General features: G+C 60.6%; 16 protein-coding genes and 1 pseudogene. 13 read left to right on the forward strand and 4 right to left on the reverse strand.

Annotated elements, in window-relative coordinates:
- The first annotated feature begins 30 nt into the window (after window positions 1-30).
- The 13 genes from rfbB (at window position 31) to GD429_RS33115 (ending at window position 18,304) form a co-directional block, all read left to right on the forward strand.
- Window positions 31-1,092 (forward strand): dTDP-glucose 4,6-dehydratase, encoded by a 1,062-nt coding sequence (rfbB, locus tag GD429_RS33055; protein WP_152863458.1) that lies wholly within the window; start codon window positions 31-33, stop codon window positions 1,090-1,092.
- A gap of 11 nt (window positions 1,093-1,103) precedes the next feature.
- Entirely contained in the window at window positions 1,104-1,997 is an 894-nt protein-coding gene (gene rfbA, locus GD429_RS33060; protein WP_152863460.1) for a glucose-1-phosphate thymidylyltransferase RfbA, read from the forward strand.
- The gene (gene rfbC, locus GD429_RS33065) at window positions 1,982-2,533 is read left to right on the forward strand and encodes a dTDP-4-dehydrorhamnose 3,5-epimerase (protein ID WP_152863462.1); all 552 of its coding nucleotides are present in this window, start codon (window positions 1,982-1,984) and stop codon (window positions 2,531-2,533) included. The genes rfbA and rfbC overlap by 16 nt, the downstream gene beginning before the upstream one ends.
- Window positions 2,526-3,425 carry a dTDP-4-dehydrorhamnose reductase gene (rfbD, locus tag GD429_RS33070; RefSeq protein WP_152863464.1) on the forward strand — a complete coding sequence of 300 codons (900 nt, stop codon included), beginning with the start codon at window positions 2,526-2,528 and terminating at the stop codon, window positions 3,423-3,425. The genes rfbC and rfbD overlap by 8 nt, the downstream gene beginning before the upstream one ends.
- Before the next feature lie 40 nt (window positions 3,426-3,465).
- Window positions 3,466-4,326 (forward strand): glycosyltransferase family 2 protein, encoded by an 861-nt coding sequence (locus tag GD429_RS33075; RefSeq protein WP_321575067.1) that lies wholly within the window; start codon window positions 3,466-3,468, stop codon window positions 4,324-4,326.
- A 49-nt stretch (window positions 4,327-4,375) separates the two neighbouring features.
- Window positions 4,376-5,158 carry an ABC transporter permease gene (locus GD429_RS33080; RefSeq protein WP_152863468.1) on the forward strand — a complete coding sequence of 261 codons (783 nt, stop codon included), beginning with the start codon at window positions 4,376-4,378 and terminating at the stop codon, window positions 5,156-5,158.
- Window positions 5,159-5,168: 10 nt separating this feature from the next.
- Window positions 5,169-5,918, forward strand: coding sequence for an ABC transporter ATP-binding protein (locus GD429_RS33085; protein WP_152863470.1), 750 nt, complete (start codon window positions 5,169-5,171; stop codon window positions 5,916-5,918).
- A 283-nt stretch (window positions 5,919-6,201) separates the two neighbouring features.
- A complete protein-coding gene (locus tag GD429_RS33090; RefSeq protein ID WP_227791908.1) occupies window positions 6,202-7,965 on the forward strand; it encodes a glycosyltransferase family 2 protein in 1,764 nt (587 codons plus the stop codon).
- Between the two features lie 63 nt (window positions 7,966-8,028).
- On the forward strand, window positions 8,029-9,462 hold the full coding sequence (locus GD429_RS33095) for a mannose-1-phosphate guanylyltransferase/mannose-6-phosphate isomerase (protein WP_321575063.1): 1,434 nt from the start codon (window positions 8,029-8,031) through the stop codon (window positions 9,460-9,462).
- Window positions 9,463-9,670: 208 nt separating this feature from the next.
- Window positions 9,671-12,901 (forward strand): glycosyltransferase, encoded by a 3,231-nt coding sequence (locus GD429_RS33100; protein WP_193727266.1) that lies wholly within the window; start codon window positions 9,671-9,673, stop codon window positions 12,899-12,901.
- A gap of 135 nt (window positions 12,902-13,036) precedes the next feature.
- Window positions 13,037-14,104 carry a class I SAM-dependent methyltransferase gene (locus GD429_RS33105; protein ID WP_152863478.1) on the forward strand — a complete coding sequence of 356 codons (1,068 nt, stop codon included), beginning with the start codon at window positions 13,037-13,039 and terminating at the stop codon, window positions 14,102-14,104.
- A 67-nt stretch (window positions 14,105-14,171) separates the two neighbouring features.
- The gene (locus GD429_RS33110; protein ID WP_193727268.1) at window positions 14,172-15,908 is read left to right on the forward strand and encodes a glycosyltransferase family 4 protein; all 1,737 of its coding nucleotides are present in this window, start codon (window positions 14,172-14,174) and stop codon (window positions 15,906-15,908) included.
- Window positions 15,905-18,304 carry a glycosyltransferase family 4 protein gene (locus GD429_RS33115; RefSeq protein ID WP_193727269.1) on the forward strand — a complete coding sequence of 800 codons (2,400 nt, stop codon included), beginning with the start codon at window positions 15,905-15,907 and terminating at the stop codon, window positions 18,302-18,304. The genes GD429_RS33110 and GD429_RS33115 overlap by 4 nt, the downstream gene beginning before the upstream one ends.
- Before the next feature lie 114 nt (window positions 18,305-18,418).
- On the opposite strand, the pseudogene GD429_RS42175 reads toward GD429_RS33115, so the two are convergent.
- From GD429_RS42175 to gmd, 4 genes and pseudogenes are all read right to left on the reverse strand, one after another.
- Window positions 18,419-18,540: pseudogene (locus GD429_RS42175) on the reverse strand (IS3 family transposase); the annotation flags it as partial.
- 151 nt (window positions 18,541-18,691) lie between these two features.
- Window positions 18,692-19,816, reverse strand: a complete 1,125-nt coding sequence (locus GD429_RS33120; protein WP_152863484.1) for an acyltransferase family protein — start codon at window positions 19,814-19,816, stop codon at window positions 18,692-18,694.
- Between the two features lie 229 nt (window positions 19,817-20,045).
- Window positions 20,046-20,942 carry an NAD-dependent epimerase/dehydratase family protein gene (locus GD429_RS33125; protein WP_152863486.1) on the reverse strand — a complete coding sequence of 299 codons (897 nt, stop codon included), beginning with the start codon at window positions 20,940-20,942 and terminating at the stop codon, window positions 20,046-20,048.
- A 6-nt stretch (window positions 20,943-20,948) separates the two neighbouring features.
- Entirely contained in the window at window positions 20,949-21,983 is a 1,035-nt protein-coding gene (gene gmd, locus GD429_RS33130; RefSeq protein ID WP_152863488.1) for a GDP-mannose 4,6-dehydratase, read from the reverse strand.
- Window positions 21,984-22,156: the final 173 nt, after the last annotated feature.

Raw genomic sequence — 22,156 nt, forward strand, 5'->3', positions numbered from 1 at the left:
AGCCTGCCGCGCATTACTAGAGGGAGCCTCATGATCCTGGTTACGGGCGGCGCAGGTTTTATCGGTGCCAACTTTGTACTTGACTGGCTGCGTGATTCCGACGAGGCCGTGCTGAACGTCGACAAGCTGACGTATGCAGGGAACCTCCGCACGCTCCAGTCGTTGGACGGGAACCCGAAGCATGTGTTCGCACGTGTCGATATCTGCGACCGTGATGCTCTCGATGCGCTGTTCGCCGAGCACAAGCCGCGTGCCGTGCTCCATTTCGCAGCTGAAAGCCACGTCGATCGTTCCATTCACGGCCCCGCGGATTTCGTGCAGACCAATGTCGTCGGCACGTTCACGCTGCTCGAGGCGGCCCGTCAATACTGGAGCGGCCTGAACGACGCGGACAAGGCGGCATTCCGCTTCCTGCACGTGTCGACCGACGAGGTGTTCGGTTCGCTGTCCGCCACCGACCCGCAATTCTCCGAGACGACGCCGTACGCGCCGAACAGCCCGTATTCCGCGACGAAGGCCGGCTCGGACCATCTGGTGCGCGCTTACCATCATACGTATGGCCTGCCGACGTTGACAACGAACTGTTCGAACAACTACGGTCCGTACCAGTTTCCCGAGAAGCTGATTCCGCTGATGATCGCGAATGCGCTCGCCGGCAAGCCGCTGCCCGTGTACGGCGACGGCCAGAACGTGCGCGACTGGCTGTATGTCGGCGATCACTGCAGCGCGATTCGCGAAGTGCTCGCACGCGGCGTGCCGGGCGAGACATACAACGTCGGCGGCTGGAACGAGAAGAAGAACCTCGAAGTCGTGCATACGCTGTGCGATCTGCTCGACAAGGCACGCCCGAAGGCCGCGGGTTCGTACCGCGACCAGATCGCCTATGTAACGGATCGGCCCGGTCACGATCGCCGCTATGCGATCGATGCACGCAAGCTCGAGCGCGAGCTCGGCTGGAAGCCTGCGGAAACGTTCGAGACCGGGCTGGCGAAGACGGTCGACTGGTATCTCGACAATCAGGCCTGGGCCGACGAAGTCGCGTCGGGCGAATACCGCAAGTGGGTCGAGACCAACTACGCGAAACGTACCTGAGGAGCGATGCGATGGCACGTAAAGGCATAATCCTCGCGGGCGGCTCCGGCACGCGGCTGTATCCGATCACGCATGTCGTGTCGAAGCAGCTGCTGCCGGTGTACGACAAGCCGATGATCTATTATCCGCTGTCGACGCTGATGATCTCGGGCATCCGAGATGTGCTGATCATCTCGACGCCGCAGGACACGCCGCGCTTCGAAGCGATGCTCGGCGACGGCAGCCAGTGGGGGATGAACATCCAGTACGCGGTGCAGCCGTCGCCTGACGGCCTCGCGCAGGCGTTCATCATCGGCAAGGAATTCGTCGGCAACGATCCGTCGGCGCTGATCCTCGGCGACAACATCTTCTACGGCCACGATCTCGCGAAGCAGCTCGAACGTGCGCACGCACAGGAAACCGGCGCAACGGTGTTTGCGTACCACGTGCATGACCCGGAGCGTTATGGCGTCGTCGAGTTCGACAAGTCGTTCCGCGCGCTGTCGATCGAAGAGAAGCCCGCGAAGCCGCGTTCGAACTACGCGGTGACCGGCCTGTACTTCTACGACAACCGCGTGTGCGATATCGCGGCAGACATCAAGCCGTCGCCGCGCGGAGAACTGGAAATCACCGACGTCAACTCGCGGTATCTCAAGGATGGCGCGCTCAATGTCGAGATCATGGGGCGCGGTTACGCGTGGCTCGATACCGGCACGCACGATTCGCTGATCGAGGCGGCCAGCTTCATCGCGACATTGCAGAAGCGGCAAGGCCTCGTGGTCGCGTGCCCGGAGGAAATCGCCTATCGCCGCAGCTGGATCGACGCGGAGCAGGTGCTGAAGCTTGCGCAGCCGCTCGCGAAGAACGCGTACGGGCAGTACCTCAAGAACATTCTCACGGATCAAGTCGCATGGCCATCCAAGTAACGGCGACGGAGCTGCCCGAAGTCAAGATCATCGAGCCGAAGGTATTCGGCGATGCGCGCGGATTCTTCTACGAAAGCTTCAACGGGAAGGAATTCGCCGAGCAGGTCGAACCGGGCATCGAATTCGTGCAGGACAATCATTCGCGCTCGTCGAAGGGCGTGCTGCGCGGGTTGCACTATCAGGTACAGCACGCGCAGGGCAAGCTCGTTCGTGTCGTCGAAGGCGAAGTGTTCGACGTTGCAGTCGATATTCGCAAGAGTTCGCCGAACTTCGGCAAGTGGGTGGGGGTCGTCCTGTCGAACGACAATCATCGCCAGCTGTGGGTGCCGCCCGGGTTCGCGCACGGTTTCGTCGTGCTGTCGGATGCCGCGCAGTTCCTGTACAAGACGACCGATTACTGGTTCCCCGAACACGAGCGCAGCATCGTGTGGAACGACCCGGCGATCGGGATCGAATGGCCGATCGATTTCGAGCCGCTGCTGGCGGCGAAGGATGCGGCCGGCAAGCGTTTGAGCGAAGCCGAAGTCTATGCGTGAGGTGGGTGTGAAACCTGAACCGACGATCCTCGTGACGGGCGTGAACGGCCAGGTCGGATTCGAACTGCTGCGCTCGCTGCAAGGCCTGGGACGTGTGGTGGCGTGCGACCGCTCGATGCTCGATCTGTCCGATCTCGAGCGCGTGCGCGGTGTCGTGCGCGCGTTGAAGCCGTCGATCATCGTGAATCCGGCTGCCTATACGGCTGTCGACAAGGCGGAGACGGACGTCGACGCCGCGCGTCGCCTGAATGCCGAGGTGCCGCGTGTTTTCGCGGAGGAAGCGGCGCGCACCGGCGCGGCGCTGGTTCATTACTCGACCGATTACGTGTTCGACGGCACCAAAGAGGGCGCCTATGTCGAAACGGATGCGACCAACCCGCAGAACGTCTATGGGCTGACCAAGCTCGAAGGCGAGCAGGCTGTCGCGGCGACGGGATGTGCGCACCTGATCCTGCGCACGAGCTGGGTGTACGGGCGCCGCGGCAAGAACTTTCTGCTGACGATGCTGAAGCTCGGGAGCGAGCGTCCGGAGCTGCGCGTAGTCGCGGACCAGATCGGCGCGCCGACCTGGTCCAAGACCATCGCCACGGCTACGTCGCACATCGTCGCGCAAGCGCTGGCGGCCGATGGATCGGACTGGTGGGCGCGGCATTCCGGCGTCTACCACTTCACGTCGGCCGGCGCGACATCGTGGCACGGCTTTGCCGAAGCCATCTTTGCGAACGCGATCGGCGAGCGTGCGCCGAAGGTCGTGCCGATCCCGGCGAGCGACTACCCGGTGCCTGCCAAGCGTCCTTCCAATTCGCGACTGTCGCACGACAAGCTGACCGAAGCATTCGGGTTGCGGTTGCCGGACTGGGCCGATGCGTTGAAGCTGTGCCTGAGTGAGTAACTTGGCCCCATCTCCCTCGCATCAGGAGCGAACCGGTGTCGTGATCGTGTTTTATCGACCGGATCACGGCTGCGTGGCGCGCGCGAATCGGCTCGCCACGGTGTGGCCGTGCGTGGTGATCGACAACACGGAGAGCGTGTCCACGCCGGAAGCGCTTGGGCTGGATTCGCGCATCGACTATGTCCCGAACGGCGCCAACCTCGGTATCGCAACGGCGCTCAACCAGGGTATCGAGCGGCTGATCGCGGCGGGCTGCACGTCGGTATTGCTGTTCGATCAGGACAGCGAGCCCTCGGACGAATTGCTGGTCGAACTGCCCCGGACACTGGCGGCCGAGCGCATGAGCAATCGTCGCGTGGCGCTCGTCGGGCCGGCGTACGAGGATGCGCGGCTGGGTGGTGTCGCGCCGTTCGTCCGCTTCGGTTACCTGAAGTTGCGCCGTGTGCAGCCGGACGGCGTGAAGCCGGTCGACGTCGACTTTCTGATTACGTCGGGGTCGTGCGTGAATCTCGAGGTCTGGCGCGACATCGGCCCGATGGACGATGAGCTGTTCATCGATTTCGTCGATCTCGAATGGTGCGTCCGGGCTCGCTCGAAGGGTTATTCGGTGCTCGGCGCGCCGGCGTTGCGACTCACGCACGAACTGGGTGGCGAGCCGGTGAAGGTTTTCGGACGAAGCTACCCCGGGCACAGCCCGGTTCGGCATTATTATCTGTTCCGCAATGCGATCGCGCTGATCCGGCGCGCCTATGTGCCATGGAGCTGGAAGTCGACGGAGCTCGTCAAGATGCCGGTCCGGCTGGTGATCTATGCATTGTTCATGCGGCCTCGCGTCGCACACCTGCGGTTGTCGCTGCTGGGGATCTGGCACGGACTGACCGGTCGGACTGGCGCGCTCTGACGCACGGGAACGGCCTGTTTTTCAATTTTCACTCAATTAGAAAGCTTGCATGCTGACTCATTCACTTGCTGACCTCAAACAGAGCATCGCGTCATGGCGGTTGTGGACGCTGCTCGGCTGGCTCGAAATCCGGCAGCGCTATGCGCGCTCGCGGGTCGGGCCGTTCTGGCTCACGATCAGTATGGGCGTGATGATTTCATCGCTAGGCGTGGTCTACGGCACGTTGTTCGGGCAGAAGATGAATGAGTATCTGCCGTTCCTGGCGTGCAGCCTGGTGCTGTGGGGCATGTTTTCGGCAACCATCCAGGAAGGTAGCGTCGCTTACATCAATAGCGCGTCCTACATCCGTCAGATGGCGACCCCGAAGCTGATCTATATCCTGCAAGTCGTCTGGCGGAACCTGATCGTCCTCGCGCATAACTTCGTGATCGTCATCATTTTGCTGGCGATCTTCGGCGTGAAGCGTTGGGAAACGTTGCCGATCTTCATTCCGGCGCTTTTCGTTTATGTCATCAACGCGATGTGGATCGCAATGACGATCAGCTTGCTGTCGGCACGGTTCCGCGACCTCCCGCAGATCGTCGGCGCATTGCTCCAGGTTGCGTTCTACGTGACGCCGATTATTTTCCGTCCCAACTCGCTGACCCGCTTTTCATTCATCGTCGAATGGAACCCGCTGGCTTACCTGATCGACGTGGTGCGCAGTCCGCTGATCGGGCAGATGCCGAGCACGACGACATGGGCAGTCACGATCGGCATGGCGCTGATTGGGTGGCCTGTCGCGCTGTTCATGACCGGGCGCTATCTCAAGCGCATTCCGTACTGGGTTTGAGGTCCGTAACATGGCACACATTGAACTGAAGAACGTAACGCTCGATCTGCCGATCTTCGACGTACAGGGGCGGTCGCTCAAGAAACAAGTGCTCCGCATGGGGCGGCGCAACCGGATTGCCGAGGATAACGACGGTGTGATCGTCGTGCGCGCGCTCGATAACGTGAACCTGCGTTTCGAGCGTGGCGACCGCGTCGGCCTGATCGGGCATAACGGTGCGGGGAAATCGACGTTGCTGCGAGCGATGGCGGGCATTTATCCGCCGACGGCCGGTACGGTCTCGCGCGACGGGAAAGTCGTGCCGCTGCTCGATATTGGCCTCGGCATGGACGAGAACTCGACCGGTATGCAGAATATCCGGCTCCGGGGGCTGCTGCTCGGCATGTCCGATTCGGAGGTTCGCTCGAAGCAACGCGAAATCGCCGAGTTTTGCGAGCTCGGCGATTATCTCGACCTGCCCATTCGCACGTATTCCAGCGGGATGAAGGTGCGACTCGCGTTTGCGGTGTCGACCGCGGTCGACGCCGAAATCCTGTTGCTCGACGAAGTGATGGGCGTTGGCGACGCATCGTTCATGCACAAGGCCGAGGCACGACTGGCGGATCTGCACAGTCGTGCGGAAGTCGTCGTGCTCGCGATGCATTCGAACTCGGAAATTCGTAAGGTGTGCAACAAGGTGCTCTGGATGGAGCGCGGAGGTGTACGGGCGTTCGGGCCGACGGAAGAGGTCGTGTCGGCATATGAGGCCGCAACGGCCTGAGCAACATACATATGCGCCGGACCGGTGCATGCCGCGTCGGCCGTTCGCGGGCTCGTTGTGAAGCATGCGTGCGCGACGGCTGCCGAAAGGTCCGGCGCAACATAGAGAATCGTCGGGTCGAAGGCGCTGCAACGAGGGCGCCGGAAGACACGGCAAGGTGTGGGGCAAATTGAAACTGTTGGAGATACATTCGCTGGCGAAGCGGGCAGCCGGAGGTGGCGGCCTCCGCGCTGTCCTGCGCAAGGCATATGGCGTATATCGCCGCGAGGGCATCGCCGGCGTGATGCACAAGCTCGTTTGGCTGCGGGCCGGCGCGCCCGGAATCATTGGTCGCGACGACTATGTCGATTGGGTGCGTCGTTATGACCAGGTCGATGATGCGACGCGGGACGCCATTCGGCAGCACATTGCCGGTTTCAATCGCTTGCCGTTGATTTCCGTGGTCATGCCGGTCTATAACCCCAAGCCCGAATGGTTTGCCGCGGCGATCGATTCGGTACGCGGCCAGCTTTATCCGCATTGGGAATTATGCATCGCCGACGACGTATCGACCGATCCTGCCGTGCGTCAGTTGATCGAGCGCTACATGAGCGAGGACCGGCGTATCAAGGCCGTATTTCGCGAAGAGAACGGGCATATTTCTGCCGCCTCGAACAGCGCGCTGGCGTTGGCGACGGGCGAATGGGTCGCGCTTCTCGATCACGACGACTTGCTGCCGGAACATGCGCTTTACCATGTGGCGAACGTCATCGAGCAGAATCCTTCCGTGCGGATGATCTACTCCGACGAGGACAAGATCGACGAGTCGGGCGTGCGCCACGACCCTTATTTCAAGTGCGCATGGAACCCCGACTTGTTCTATTCGCACAACATGTTCAGTCATCTTGGCGTCTACGAAAGAGCGCTGATGAATGAAGTGGGAGGGTTCCGCGTCGGGTATGAAGGGTCGCAGGACTACGATCTGGCGCTGCGCTGCAGCGAACGCACGGATGTCGCGGCGATCCATCACATTCCACACGTGCTTTATCACTGGCGGGTTCATTCGCGGAGCACCGCCTTCAGCTCGGATGCGAAACCTTATGCCGCGGTCGCCGGAGAGCGGGCGCTCAACGAGCATTTCGAGCGGCGGGGCGTGGACTGCAAGGTCGAGTACATCGGCTACGGCTATCGTGCCCGGTATGCGTTGCCGGCGACGCAGCCGCTCGTCAGCCTGATCGTTCCCACGCGCAATGCCGCCCAACTGGTGCGCCAGTGCATCAGCAGCATTTTCGAGAAGACCACGTACGCGAACTATGAAGTCATCCTGATCGACAACGGTTCCGACGATCCGGAGGCATTGCGCTATTTCGAGTCGATAGCCGGGGATCCCCGTATTCGGGTCTTGCGCGACGACAGGCCGTTCAATTATTCCGCGTTGATCAATGCCGCCGTCGAACATGCGAACGGTGAGCTGATCGCGCTGCTGAACAACGATATCGAGGTCATATCGCCGGACTGGCTATCTGAAATGGTCGCGCTGGCGTTGCAACCGGACGTCGGGGCAGTGGGGGCGAAGCTTCTTTACCCGGACGATACAATTCAGCATGCCGGATTAGTCCTGGGCATTCTAGGCGTAGCCGGGAACGCCCACAAACATCTGCCACGCGCGGCGCGTGGATATTTCGGCAGAGCAGGCCTCATCAACGCCTTCTCGGCGGTCACTGCGGCTTGTCTTGTCGTGCGCACGTCGATCTATCGAGAGGTGGGCGGGTTGAACGAGAAGGATCTGGCGATCGCCTACAACGATGTCGACTTTTGCCTTCGCGTCGGTGAAGCCGGGTATCGAAACGTTTGGACCCCATTTGCAGAGTTGTATCACCACGAGTCGGCCACGCGCGGACGTGACGACGATCCGGTCAGGAAAGCGCGCTTCGATCGCGAATTCGAGTACATGAAGCGACGTTGGGAGGACCGCTTGGAGCATGATCCTTTCTACAGCCCAAATCTGACTTTGGCGCGTGACGACTTTGGCTTGGCATGGCCGCCGCGGGTGGAAGTGCCCGCATAGCCGCTGGTGCCGAGCTTCTCGTGCATGCAGTTCTTAGAGATTCATCATTTTTGCGGAGTTGACGTGAACGTATATCCGGTTGTCTTGTGTGGTGGCAGCGGTACCCGGCTCTGGCCGATGTCACGTGGCGGGTACCCGAAGCAATATCTGAGGCTGACGGGCAGTCACACGCTCGTGCAGCAAACGGTACGGCGTTTGCACGGTATGGCGGATGTGAATCCTCCGATCGTGATCACCAATACGGAGCAGCGCTTCCTCGTTGCCGACCAGTTGCGCAGCATTGAAGTGGCGCCTTCGGCAGTCGTGCTCGAGCCGGTGGGACGGAATACGGCGCCGGCGGTGGCCGCCGCCGCGCTGCTCGCACTGGAGCAGACGCCGGATGCGTTGCTGCTCGTGCTGCCTTCGGACCATGTCATTCTCGACGACGCAGTGTTTGCACGAATCGCGTCGACTGCCCGCGACATCGCGAACGAAGGTCACCTGGTGACCTTCGGTATCGAACCGACAAAGCCGCATACCGGTTACGGCTATATTCGCAGCAGCGGCGCACTGGCATCGCATGAAGGCGCCTACGGCGTGGACGCGTTCATCGAGAAGCCGGATGGCGCCACGGCGGAGCGGTTTCTCGCGGACGGAGGCTACTACTGGAACAGCGGCATGTTCATGCTCAAGGCGTCCGTGTACCTCGAGGAACTGGCGCGTTTCGAGCCCGCTGTTCTCAAGCAGGTCGAACTGGCGCTCGCGCAGGCGAAGCGCGACGACGATTTCGTGCGACTCGATCCCGCCGCGTTCCAGGAAAGCCCGAACATCTCGATCGACTATGCGGTGATGGAGAAGACCGATCGCGCAGTGATGGTCGCCACGACCGGCCTCAACTGGAGCGACATCGGTTCGTGGGCGGCGCTCGCGGAGATTTCCGCCGCGGACGAGGACGGCAACACCATGCTGGGCGACGTGCTGACGGAAGAAGTGACCGACAGCTACATCCGCGCGGATCACCGGATGGTCGCGGCGATCGGCGTCAAGGATCTCGTCATCGTCGAAACAGCGGACGCGGTGCTCGTCACGCATCGCGACGAGTCGGAACGCGTGAAGAAGATCGTCGAACGGCTCAGCGCGATGGGCCGGCATGAATCGGTCACGCACCGGAAAGTCGTTCGGCCCTGGGGTTCCTATGAAAGCATCGACCAGGGCGAGCGCTTCCAGGTCAAGCGCATCATCGTGAATCCGGGCTCGTCGCTGAGTCTGCAAATGCATCATCACCGCGCGGAACACTGGATCGTCGTGCGTGGTACGGCACGCGTTTTCAATGGCGATCAGGTGACGCTGCTGAGTGAAAACCAGTCGACCTACATTCCGCTCGGTGTGACGCATCGTCTGGAAAATCCCGGCAAGATTCCGCTCGAACTGATCGAGGTCCAATCCGGCTCCTATCTCGGCGAAGACGACATCGTCCGCTTCGAGGATCACTACGGGCGCGTTGCCGCGTCGTCGTAGACGCCACGTGAATCGCTGAGGCTTTCGATAACATCCGGCAGGCTCGTCATGGACGCGTGCCGGTAACCGAAAGCCCGGTGGCGAAGGCGGAAAGGTGGAGTCCGGGCATGCATGCTGCCCATGAACGGAGCCGCTGTCCGCCGGTCTGGAAATGAACGTAGCCACGGTTGGGACGAGGGTCTTCCCCGGCTGCCAACGTAAAGCAAACATGACTATTGAAACTGCACTGAGAAAAACCCTGCTCGCCATCCCGTCGATCAACGGCGCCAAGCTTCTGGAGCGCATGCTGCCAACGCTTCGGATTCCTGGCGAACTGGTCGTGGTGCTGGATCAGGGGAGTGCGGACAATACTGAAGAAGTATGTCGCAGGGCAGGGGTCGGCCTGCGGCAGCTTGGGCGAGCGCACACGTATACCGAGGCGTGCAACATCGGCGCGGAAATGGCCAGGGAGCGCGGGTGTGATTTTGTCTTTGTCGCCAACAACGACATCACGTTTACGACCGATGTGATTCGGGAACTGCTCGCGGAGCTGTTGGCGGATCCCGACCTCGGCATCGTGGCGCCGGCGCAGATCCTCATCGACAAGACCGCCACGCAGAGAAAGCTGGCTTACCGGGTCTACTGGGATCTCGAGACGCTGGTTTTCAATCACGATTTCGTCCCGCCTCCAGGCGACACGAAACGTCTGGAAGCCGATTTTTGCGAGCTGACCCTTGCGGGTGTGCGCATGTCGGTCATCGACAAGATCGGTTTTCTCGACAACGAATACGGGTTCTATCACGAGGATGCGGACTTTGGCTTTCGCGTGCGCGAAGCCGGATACGCCTGCGCATATCTGACCTACTCGCAGATCGAGCACTGGACGAGTTCGACCGTTGCGGAGAAGCCGAGCGAATTCAAGCGCAACTATCTCGCGAAGAACAAGCAACTGTTTGCACAGAAGTTTCTTGGACACTATGTTTCCCACCGGAATCATCACTCGAAAGAGACGAATTCCTGGAACATCGTCAACAAGAATCTTCATCCGTATTTGAGGCGCTATGGCCTCGTTCATCCGGCCGCGCCGGAGCTGGTCTTTTCACATCCGGGCGCAAAGCCTTTCGACTGCCTCTATACGGTTTGGGAAACCTCGCGTCTGCCCGAGCCGTGGCTGGCATTCAAAGAGGATTACAAAATGGTGCTGACCTCTTCCCGTTGGGGAGTGGAGGTACTGAAGCGTGCCGGTTTCGATCGCGTTCATTACGCCCCTCTCGGCATCGAAAGCGATGTCTTTCAGCCGTGGGGGCCGTCGATGCGCTTTGCGGACGGGAAAACCTTCCTGTGGTTTGCCAGCAATCAGTATCGAAAGGGGCTCGACGTCATGGTCAAGGCATGGCGCTCCTTTCATCGAATGCGGCCTGACGCCAGGCTGATCCTGATGGGCACGGGCATATTGAAAGCCATGCCGAGCCCCGACAGCACGCGCATCTGGAGGAATTTTCGGATTGCCGAGTATCTGTCGGAAGGGATCGCCGTTTACGAAAGCGTCGCAGGCATGGATGAGGAGTTTTTGGCGACCCTCTATCGCGGCGTGGATTTCACGGTTTGCTCGTCCCGCTCGGAAGGGTTCGGGTTCGGTATCGCCGAATCCATGGCGTGCGGTACGCCAGCCATTTTCGGGAATTTCAGCGCAATGGCCGACTTTGCGATTCCCGATGCGTTGTTGCTGAATGGCACCGAGATCCCGGCCGACTACTCCGACAAGGGTTTCGGCACGATCGGGACCTGGTGGGAGCCTTCCGTCGAACATCTGGCGACGTTGCTGCTGGAAGCAAACGACATGGATGCGGCGCGATACCGGCTTCTTTCGGAGGCGGGTGTTCGAGCCATTCGCGCGAAGTTTTCGTGGCGCGAATGCAGTCTGTCGATCCGTAGAGCGCTGATTGAGGAAAACGAAGGAAAATTCGCGGCGTCGACAGCGCGATCGAAGGCGTCGGCGAATGCGCGCGGCGTGGGCGGAATGCAACGGTCGCCGTCGCCTGGCGGGGCAGGCTGGCACCCGGCCGGTGCGGGCGTGTCCATGAGATGGAAAGGCGTTGTCGTGCGAGGGTTCCGACGTGGCGGCTTTCTGGCGACCTTCTTTGCGGATCGTCTGGAGCAACAGGGTTGGAAGCAAGCGCTCGCCGCATCTTCGAGGCAACTGGTCGCTCCGTTTTTCCGGACACGGGCGAAGTGGCTCAGGCAGCGCATCACGGGCGCAGGGCAGGCATCGGATCAGCAGGCGCCGGTTCTCCCCATCCGCTTCACGAGCGAACCGCTGGAGTTGCGGGACGGCGTCCTGTTTATCGGATATGCGGAAGGCGCATTGGGACTGGGGCAGGCATTCCGTGCAAACCTGACGGCGGCCGAAGCGGTTGATTTGCCGTTTGCCGTCTACCCGTTCCGAGTGGGGATCGAAAGCCGCTTGATCGGGGAATACATGCCCCATCGGTACGACAAGAAGCATCCGTATGACGTCAACGTGATCGAGGTCGCCTGCGACCAGGTCCCCGCCGTGTTTCGGGAGCTGGACCCACGACTGCTGGCGCAGTCCTACAACATCCTTTGTCCTTATTGGGAGCTTTCGAAGGCTCCGGAGGCCTGGCGCGGAAATCTGGCCCACATTCACGAAATATGGGCGCCCAACACATTCATCGCCGACGCGTTCGCGCATATCTTCGACGGACCGATCACCGTCATGCCACCCGCGATGGACGACACCGGCGGAGACCATCCGGGGCGGGCGCACTTCGGCATGGACGAGAAGCGCTTCTACTTCATGTTCAGCTTCGATTACTATTCGTCGCCGTTCCGGAAGAATCCGCTCGGTGTCCTGCATGCATTCCGGGAAGCCTTCCCGCTCGGCGATGAGAATGTCGGGCTGGTGATCAAGTCGACCGGGGCTCCCGATCACTTCCCCGATATCAAGGCTGTCGTTAGCGATGCAATGCGACAGGATCCCCGGATCCTTATGTTCGACTCAAACATGGAGCGCAACGAAATGCTTGGCCTGATCCGTTCGTCGGATGCTTACGTATCGTTGCACCGTGCCGAGGGTTTCGGGCTCGGCATGGCGGAAGCGATGACGTTCGAGCGCATCGTCATTGGTACCGATTATTCCGGTTGTACCGATTTCCTGACTGCCGAGACAGGCTATCCGATTCCGTACCAGTTGCGGCCGTTGGCGCCAAACGAATATCCGTGGTCTGAAGGGCAGTACTGGGCCGAACCCGATCAGGATGCTGCGGTTGACGTGATGCGGCAGGTCGCTGCAGATCCGTCGGAAGGGCGCAGGCGTGGCAGGATTGCGCGCGACCGCATCTTGCGCAGCTACGGTTCCGTTCCTGTAGGCGAGGCGATGCGTGACCGGCTTGAAGTGCTTTGGGCGAAACGTCGAGCCGAACGGTCGTCACGAGATTGAGAACCGGTCGGTTCAACATCTCATCGCGTGAACGCATGACGTTCATTTAATTGATTTTGCGAAGTTCCTGTCGAGATCGCTTGAAGGGGTAAATTGATACCCTGCCAACATCTCAAACGCAATTCGGAGCACCTTATGACTGTGGACCAACTGAAGCAAACCGTGAAACGCTTTGCGCGACCTTTACTAAGTCCGTTGCTGTTTCGCTTGAATCGGCCGTTGATCTTGATCGAACCTCGGCTCCAGCATCTCGAGAACGAACTGCGATCGTCGTTTGCAACCACGGATCGTCTGAAGCAGGAGTGCAGCCGAAGCCAGCGGACGATCGACGACCTGACCAAGGTCTGGTTGCGGGTGCGCAATGACATGAGCGGGATCGACAATCGGCTCACGCATCTGTCGGACATCGAAGCGCGGCTTGACCCGGTTATCGCGACGGCGGTCGAAAAGCGCTTTGAATCAGTGGCGAACAGCTCTGCGAAGTCGATCGACGGTCTTCGACAAGACATGGCGCAGCGCAGTGCCCAAGTCGACGAGACCTTGCGCTACTTGCTCGATCGCGTCGAATTCGTGCGTCGCGAAATGATGTACGAACTGAGTTACGGCGCCGGACGCAACGCCAGCCCGGGCGCCGTGTCGAGTGATGTCGTCGCGAAGGTGTTGGCGCCGGGCAAAGTGGAACAGGCCAGGGCCGCGGGTAGCTTCAAGGTCAATCTGGGGTGTGGTCACATCGCGATGCCGGAGTACATCAATGTCGACGCCCGTGAGGTTCCGGGCGTGGACGTGGTGGCCGATGTCGGCGGCCTGCCTTTCGACAAGGGGAGTGTCGACGAAGTGTTTTCGTCGCATCTCGTCGAGCATTTTCCGCAAGAAGAATTGCGTCGGCGATTGTTGCCGCACTGGCGGTCCATGCTGAAACCCGGTGGGCGCCTGCGCGCGATCGTGCCCGATGGCGACGCGATGCTCAAGGGGGTCGCGGCAGGAAGCTACTCTTTCGATGATTTCCGCGAGGTGTTGTTCGGAAGTCAGGACTACAACGGCGATTTCCATTTCAACCTGTTGACACCCGAAAGTCTCACGAAATTGCTCGAAGAATCCGGATTCGGGCAGGTCGAAGTGCCTGTTCGTGGTCGCCGCAACGGCCAGTGCTTCGAATTCGAGCTGTCCGCGATCCGCTTGGGATCGATGGACGAACATCAATGAGTGCCAACGGGAAGCCGGCGTGCTGAATCGCAACCGGCATGCGTACCCGTCATTAGAAGATCCAATCGTGCTTTCAGATATCAAGAAGCGCCGCAGGCGAATCCTTATCGTCAGCAATCTATTTCCGCCGCACGTGTTGGGCGGCGCGGAGGTCGTGGCTCGGCGACAGGCGCTCGGCCTTGCGGCGAGCGGTTGCGACGTGGTCGTATTTGCGGGAAGAATTGCGGAAAACGCAGATGCCCGGGGACGTCTCGATCGGGAGGACGACGAAGGGATGGTGGTGTGGCGCACCAGCGTGACATCGTTCGAAGCCAACGACAATTTCAGGAACGACCGCGTCGCTGAGCACTTCAGGGCCATATTGAATTCGGAGCAGCCAGACCTGGTCCACTTTCACAATATGGCCGGTCTCGGGATGCATCTCATTCCATTGGCGCGTCGCCGAGGCATTCCGGTGGTGGTCACGCTCCACGACCTGTGGGGGGTTTGCTACCGCGGCACGAAGCTTCGCGACGACGGTTCGATCTGCGGCAACACGGAAGAGTGCGGAACCCATTGCAGCGCATCGATTCGCCCGCATGATCTGGCGCACCCGGTGCCGATGCGTTTGCGGCGAGACTATGTCACCTGGTGTCTCGGGCACGCTTCGGCGCTCGTGTCGCCGAGCGTTTCCCTCGCCGACGCATACGTGCAAGCGGGCGCGGCTCGGCGCGAGCGGACCTTCGTGATTTCGAACGGCATCGATCTTCGCCCGTTTCGGGAGATGAAGCGCGTGCCTTCTGCGGCGACCCGCTTTCTGTGCGTCGCCTACATGGGGGAGCACAAGGGGATTCCCGATCTCATCGAAGCGGCGAAACGTCTGGCTGGTGACGTGTCGTTGAAAGAGCGCTGGTCGCTCACCATCGCGGGTGACGGCCACTTGCTCGAAGACGTCAGGCGTCAGATTGCCGAATTGGGGCTCAGCGAGACCGTCCAGTGCCTGGGGCGCGTGCCGCGCGACCGGATCATTGAATTGATGAGCGCCAGCGACGTGATCGTGCTGCCTTCGCGGTGGCCCGAGAACGAGCCTGTATCGCTTCTTGAGGCGATGGCGGCGGGGATGGCGCAACTGGCGACGGACGTGGGCGGCATCGGCGCGTTGATCGAGCCGGGAAAGACGGGGACGCTCGTGCCGCCATCGGCTCCGGACCGCCTTGCCGAAGCGATGCAGGCATACATCGACGCCCCCGAGCGCGCGCGCGAAGAGGGCCAAAGGAACGTGGCTCGTCGCGAAGGATATGCGGAAGAAGCCGCAGTCGCGCGCTTGCTTGACGTCTATGAGGACGTGCTGGCGAATCCGCGCTCATTGCCCGACGAACCGGTGGTGCTGTGCGCGGGTGGCGCGCCGGGCAGTGAAATCGTCGATGCGGTGCAGTCGCTCCATCAGACGGAAGACGAGGTTGGCGCAGGGCGACGCGTGCGCTTGCTGTGGCACGACTGGTTGCCGGCGGACGCGTGGGCCGACGCTGCCGCCTTCTGGAACTGGAGCGAGGACATCGAGTTTGCGGCGGCATTGCAGGCCATCCGCTGGGGATTGCCGATCATTGTCTCCGCCGAATGCAAACCCCTGGCGATGGTAGGACAGATGTTCGGTGGCGTTCGTGCCGTCGAGTCCGTTGCCGACGTCCGGGGCCTGCTGGCAAGCGTCGCGGTCGATCCTGCGGCATTGCCTCGTGCGTGGAATTCGCGAGGCGCCGCCGACATGCTTGCGGCAATCGCGCCGCAAGCGTCCTTCCATATCCCTTGCCCGGACATTTGGCCATGAATTCGACGAAAGTAGATCAGGTACGGAGGCGCCACTTCGTTATCTGCAACGAGCGCCTGCTGCCGCGCTTCGGGGTGGATCGTCTCCTGTTGGTGCTGGGCCAAAGCCTGGTGCGGCAAGGACATCTTGTTACGTTCGTGTGCCTGCGCTGCGACGAGGCCGCGGTTCGACAGGTTTCGCCCGCGTTGCAGGTATGGGACGACGTCGGGCGTCTGTCGATCGTGTCCGCGGAGGAGCACGCGGCCGAGCGTTTGCGTGAACGCTGGAATCAGATGTTTGCCGAGCAGGGGCCCGATGTTGTCATTGTTGGCGGCTGGCCCTTTTTCTCGGCTGCGTCGGTTTGTGCCGAGCGCGGCGCCAAGTCCGTCTTCATCGACGCCGGCGCAGTTCCTCAGGACGGCATGCCGGAGGGCGCGCTGCCGACGCAGCGCGAACTGCGGCGCATCCGGGCGCGCGAACTCCCCCGATTCAGCGCAGTCCTGCCGATCAGCGCGTTCATTCGCGAAACCCAGACCCTGCCGGACAGGGGAAGCGCGGAGGGCGTGGAGACGATCCTGCTTGGCGCCGATCACCTTCAGAGCTCCCTGTTTGGCGCGCCAGACGGCGGTCATGTCGATGACGAGGCATTGAGTCGCGTACGGACGCTCGTCGCGACCGGCTGCAAGCCGGTGATGCTGCTTGGGCGTTTCGAGGCATTGGGCTACAAGAATGGCCCGGTCGGTCTGCAGGTATTCGAACGTATCCACGAGAGCGTTCCTGAAGCAAGGCTGCTGGTGCTGGCGCGCGAGGGAGAATTCGCGGTGCCCGAGAAAATCGCCGATGCGGTCGTATTTCTCGGTTTCGTCGGTGATGCCGCGCTCAACGAGATCATGCGCCAGTGCGAATTGGGCATGACCGTGTCGCTCTGGGAAGGCTTTAATTTGCCATTGGCGGAAATGCAGTGGCTGAGTCGCCCGGTACTTGCATTCAGCCTGGGTGCCCACCCGGAGGTCATTGCGGATCCATGGCAACTCTGTGGTCAACCGGACGACATGGTTTACAAGGCCGTGCGCATTTTGAGGCAGGGCGTTCCGTCTCATCTGACCGAGGCGCGGTTCGAGCGGTTTCGTGCGTCCTTTGGTTGGAAAGCGACGCTTGACCAATATTTGTCGGCACTGGCGCGTATTGCGGATCAGCCGGTGGGCGAAACGCGTCCTGCGGAATCCGCAGCGGCGGAAACCCCGAGGCTGGTGCTGGTGGATTGCACCAATTCCTCGATCGATCCTGCCAACCCCGGCGTGATTCGCGTCACACGGCGTTTGTGCCGGGCGCTTCAGGGTTCAGCCGGGGTGATGCCGGTATTCGTGCGCTGGGATCCGGGCATCGAAGGCTATCGACTGCTCACCGATGGCGAGGGAGAAACGTTGGCGACCTACGACGGACCCGTGCACATCTCGTTGCGAGACGTGTTCGGGACTGTCGAAAATTACCTGGAGGTGTTCGGTAACGGTAAGGGTAAGGCGGCGCCGATATTCTTTTTCCCCGAGGTCGTCCTGGACGGTACGGTCCACAAGCGGGTTTTATGGGCGCGCGCGCGAAACTTCGTTGTCAGTGGCATTTTGTACGATGTCATCCCGATTTCGCATCCCCCGTTTTGTGCGCGAGAGGTTGTCGAGAAGTTTCCCGGCTACCTGGAGGCACTGGCTTCGTTCGATGCCATCTGGTCGATTTCGCGCGAGAGTCTCAAGGAATTCCAGGGTTATGCCGCGCGGGTCGGACTTCCATGCCCGTCGGGAGACGCCGTTTATCTGCCGGGCCAGTTCGGCGCCAGGCCGCGTGTGCAGGCATTCGCCGACGAGCCCGGTGACGAGGTGCTGACGATCCTCTGTGTCTGCAGCATCGAACCTCGCAAGAACCACCGTACATTGGTGGAGGCCTATCGGTTGCTGCGAGCGCGTCGCCCGGATCTGCCGTTGCAACTCGTTCTGGTCGGTCATCGTTTCGCCGAAGCGGACGACCTGATTGCATGGCTCCAGCATATGATGGAGGAGGATCCAAGTATCAAATGGACCGGCTTGCTGACTGACGAGGCGCTCGCCGATGAGTTTCGTCGCGCCGCCTTTACCGTCTATCCGTCGATTGTGGAGGGCTACGGGTTGCCGATCATGGAGAGCCTTTGGATGGGCACACCCAGTCTGTGCCATTCCGAGGGGGTCATGGCCGAACTCGCGGAAGGGGGCGGTTGCATGACCGTGAACATGCTTGACGAACATGCGCTCGCAACGGCGATGGAGCAGCTGGCCGCGCAGCCGGAGTTGCGTCGCCGCCTGACGCGAGATGCGCTCGATCGCAAGATCTTCGGTTGGGCCGATTACGGCTCGGCAATCGAGGCGCGAATCGCGGAGTGCATCGGCTAAGGAGTTGATCTACCTTGATGGTCGGGGCTGGGCAAGCGGCGCTCGTCGTCGCTCTGCGCAGCGTCGACCACGGGCCGGGTGACCCTGCGTTGTTTTCACGTACAGCAACTCATGCGCGATCGACCGGGCCTCTTGGTCGACGGGGGTAAGGTGGTCGATCGAGGTATGCAGGTGTTGCCGATTGTAATAGCCGTCAACCCAATGACGATATCCAGGCGGGCTTGAGGGCACGTTTCCTGGAATCGCGAACGGCGGCGTGGGGAAGCGAGCAGCGCTGGATCGGAGTGCTCGTCTCCGTCGCACGCATACCGATCCGGAACGCGCTTCTGCAGAATTATCGCAGCGTGCTCTGCTGGAGAATCGATTCGGCGCGTTCCGTATCCGGAGTCATTGCATGTTGTTTGTCGTCTTGATGCTGTTTCCAAACAAGACGCCACAAATCTTCTCCGATGTGAATTTCCCGAGCTTTATGCTTGGTGTCTCGACGTATCTGTGCATTAGTGCGGCAATCGGGATCGTGAGCACGGGAGTCAGGATTCCAATGACAATGCCGGAGGCGAGATAGTGCTCCCGGAAGCCGTTTCCGGTGAGTCGGTCAGCCCAATGCTCGAGCAGTTCGAGGCCCAGCGGATGCAGCAGGTAGAGACTGAATGAAATATCTCCGAGGAACTGAGATACCGGCAGATTGAAGAAGCGCTTTGGCCAGGTATCCTTGTCTTCGGATATCAGGGCGATAAGCAGGAACGCGGCAATTCCCTGGAAGATGACGACATTGGGCGAATCGTATTGAGTAAACAAGACACCGTAGATCATCAGCAGCATGACGATCGAAGCGTTCACACCTGGTACGTCCTTGGCCAGTTGCTTTCCGAAATTGGTGCAAGTGAGGAAGCCCAGTGCAAAAAGAAACGCATACGTCGAAAAATATGGCAGAAAGCCGAGAATCGGGCTGTCTTTGAACAGCAGGAGCAGGGCAAGCAGGATGACGAGCGCCTGAGCTCCATGTTTTCTGTAAGACCATGCGGCGATCAAGATCAGCGGGGCAGCCAATAGTTCGACAATCAATGTCCAGGCCACGCCGTACATCGTGATCTTGGTCAATGTCGCGTTGACCAGGACGAGGTGCAGGTCCGGCCCCGTCCCCCAACCCGCGAATCTATCCATGACGAAGAACATGAGCACATAGGCGGCGAGTGCTACCCAGAGCGGGGGATAGATGCGGAGAATTCGCTTGATCATAAAATCGATTGAACTCTCGGGGATGCTTTTCCGAGACCGCATTAGCGACTCGAGCAATACTTTACCGCTCAACACAAAAAAGATGACGACGGCGAGGCTTCCGTTGAAAGTCGATACGAGCAACTTGGTGGCAACGGCATGTGCGGAGGTTTGCGCCTGCATGGGCAGCATCAGTGCTTCGTGAGCGGCTTTCGACGGAATATTGATGCCGTGATAAATCGCTACCGATAACGCTGCCCAGCCTCTGAGACCATCAAGTTGTGTGTTTCTCATTTCGATCCTGCGGATGCCTGAAGTTTTCCCGGGGCGGTGCGCGTGTCGTCGCGCCCGCGATCACCAGGCAGTTCAAGGGACGGGCGCCGACGTCGCGCTCCGGCCGGCCGACGTCGGCCTCGGCCGGGAAGCGCCGAAGGCTGGATGGCGCGGGATCACGACGTGGCATGCCGGGACGGAGCCACGGGATGCGGCTCACCCCCTTGTCGACGCCGAAGCCCTTACCGGATTATCCCGGTGAATTCTCGAGCATCCATGCCAGCGTCGTCTTCAACGGAATGGGTTGGACGCGTCCGATCGCTCGCTCGAGCTCCGCGCAATTTCCGATCAGCTTGAAAACCTCGTTTTCTCGCACGAACTGCGGGTTGACGCATATCTCCGGAGCCTGTCCGGTCAACTCCTGCATGATGGACAGAACATCGTGAAGTGAATGTCCGACACCGGAGCAAACGTTGAAAGTGCGTCCGGCAAAATCGCCTTCAATCAGCCGGCGGTACGCGGACACCACCGAGCGAACATCCGAGAAATCGCGAATGACGTGTAGATTGCCCAACTCGATTCGGGGTGCCTTGTCGCGGAAATGGCGAACGATCTTCGGCAGCACGAATTTGTCGTCCTGCCCGGCGCCCGTGTAATTGAACGGTCTTGCGACGACGATCGGAAGCTTTCCCGCCCACATCCGCGCAACCAGTTCCATCGCGTACTTGCTGATCGCGTAATCGTTTACCGGCGCTGGCGGGACGTTTTCATCGAGTATTTCCCGATCGCTGTTGCCATAGACGTTGGCACTGCTCGCGAGCAATACCGACCGGGGGCGGCACCCGGCCTGCTCGAGCGCATCGAGCAGGTTGCGGGTGCCGACGACGTTGGTCTGGTAGATCCCCCCGACGTCGCCATGCTGCACGAATGCGATCGCCGCAAGATGCACGACCGCGTCGGGTTTTTCGGCGGACAGCGTCTGGGCAAGGCCTTCGCGGTCGAGCAGATCACATACGTGCGCTCGCCATGGAATATCCACTTTCTTCGACCGAACGACACCACACACGTCGTGGCCGAATCGAGTCAACTCTTCCGCCAGGTAGCGGCCGGTAAATCCATCCAGCCCTGTTACGAAGACTTTTGCCATGCTTGCTTAAAAGGAGAACCCGGCTTCGTTCCGGCGAATATCCGCCTCGACCATCATCTGGCAAAGCTGCTCAAGCGTCGTTTTCGGCTCCCAGCCGAGTTCCTCGCGCGCCTTGGCCGGATCGCCGATCAGCAAATCGACTTCGGCCGGCCGGTAGAACTTCGGGCTGATCCTGACGATCGTCTTGCCTGACCGCGCGTCGACACCGGTTTCCTGTTCGCCGCTACCTTGCCAGGCAAGCTCGAAGCCCGCCGCTTGGGCAGCCATGGACACGAAGTCGCGAACGGTCTCGGTGCGATTCGTGGCGAGCACGTACGTATCGGGGCGTTCGGCCTGGAGCATGCGCCACATGCCTTCGACGTACTCCTTCGCGTACCCCCAATCGCGCTTGGCGTCGAGGTTGCCGAGTTCCAGCACGTCGAGTTTGCCGAGGCGAATCTTTGCAAGGCTGTCCGTGATCTTGCGCGTGACGAATTCCCGCCCGCGCAGAGGCGATTCGTGATTGAACAGGATGCCGCTGGCACCGAAGATGTTGTAGCTTTCGCGGTAATTGACCGTCATCCAGTGTGCATAAAGCTTGGCGACACCGTACGGGCTGCGGGGATAGAACGGGGTGGTTTCCGTCTGCGGGACGGCTTGGACCTTGCCGAACATCTCGGACGTGCTGGCCTGGTAGAAGCGAATCGCAGGATTGACGATTCGAATTGCTTCGAGCAGGTTCAGCGCACCAAGGCCGGTGATCTGCGCGGTGGTCGTGGGCTGGTCGAACGAGACGCCGACGAAACTTTGCGCCGCGAGGTTATAGACTTCCGTTGCTTGCGTGGTTTGAAGCAGGCGGATGCTGGATCCCAGATCGGTCAAATCGTATTCGACGAGGTGAAGCTGGGGATGGCCGGCAACGCCGATCTCCTCGATCCGCCAAGTGTTCACCGAACTCGTACGGCGATAAGTGCCATACACGGTATAGCCTTTCTCAAGGAGAAGCTGTGCGAGGTAAGCCCCATCCTGGCCTGTAATGCCGGTGATAATTGCAACAGTCATTTGATATTCGGTTGGTTCGTGTATTAAGGTTTCGGTACGCCGCTACATACCGGAGCGCGTACCTGCTTCGGGAACGCGTCGGGTCGACAGCAGCGACCGGCGCTCGCCTGCGTCAGGACAGTGAATGTCCGGCCGGCAGCATCGGACGAATTCTATCACCCTAGAAGCGCTGT

This window comes from Burkholderia sp. BE17 (assembly GCF_009362305.1).
GTDB lineage: Bacteria > Pseudomonadota > Gammaproteobacteria > Burkholderiales > Burkholderiaceae > Burkholderia > Burkholderia pyrrocinia_C.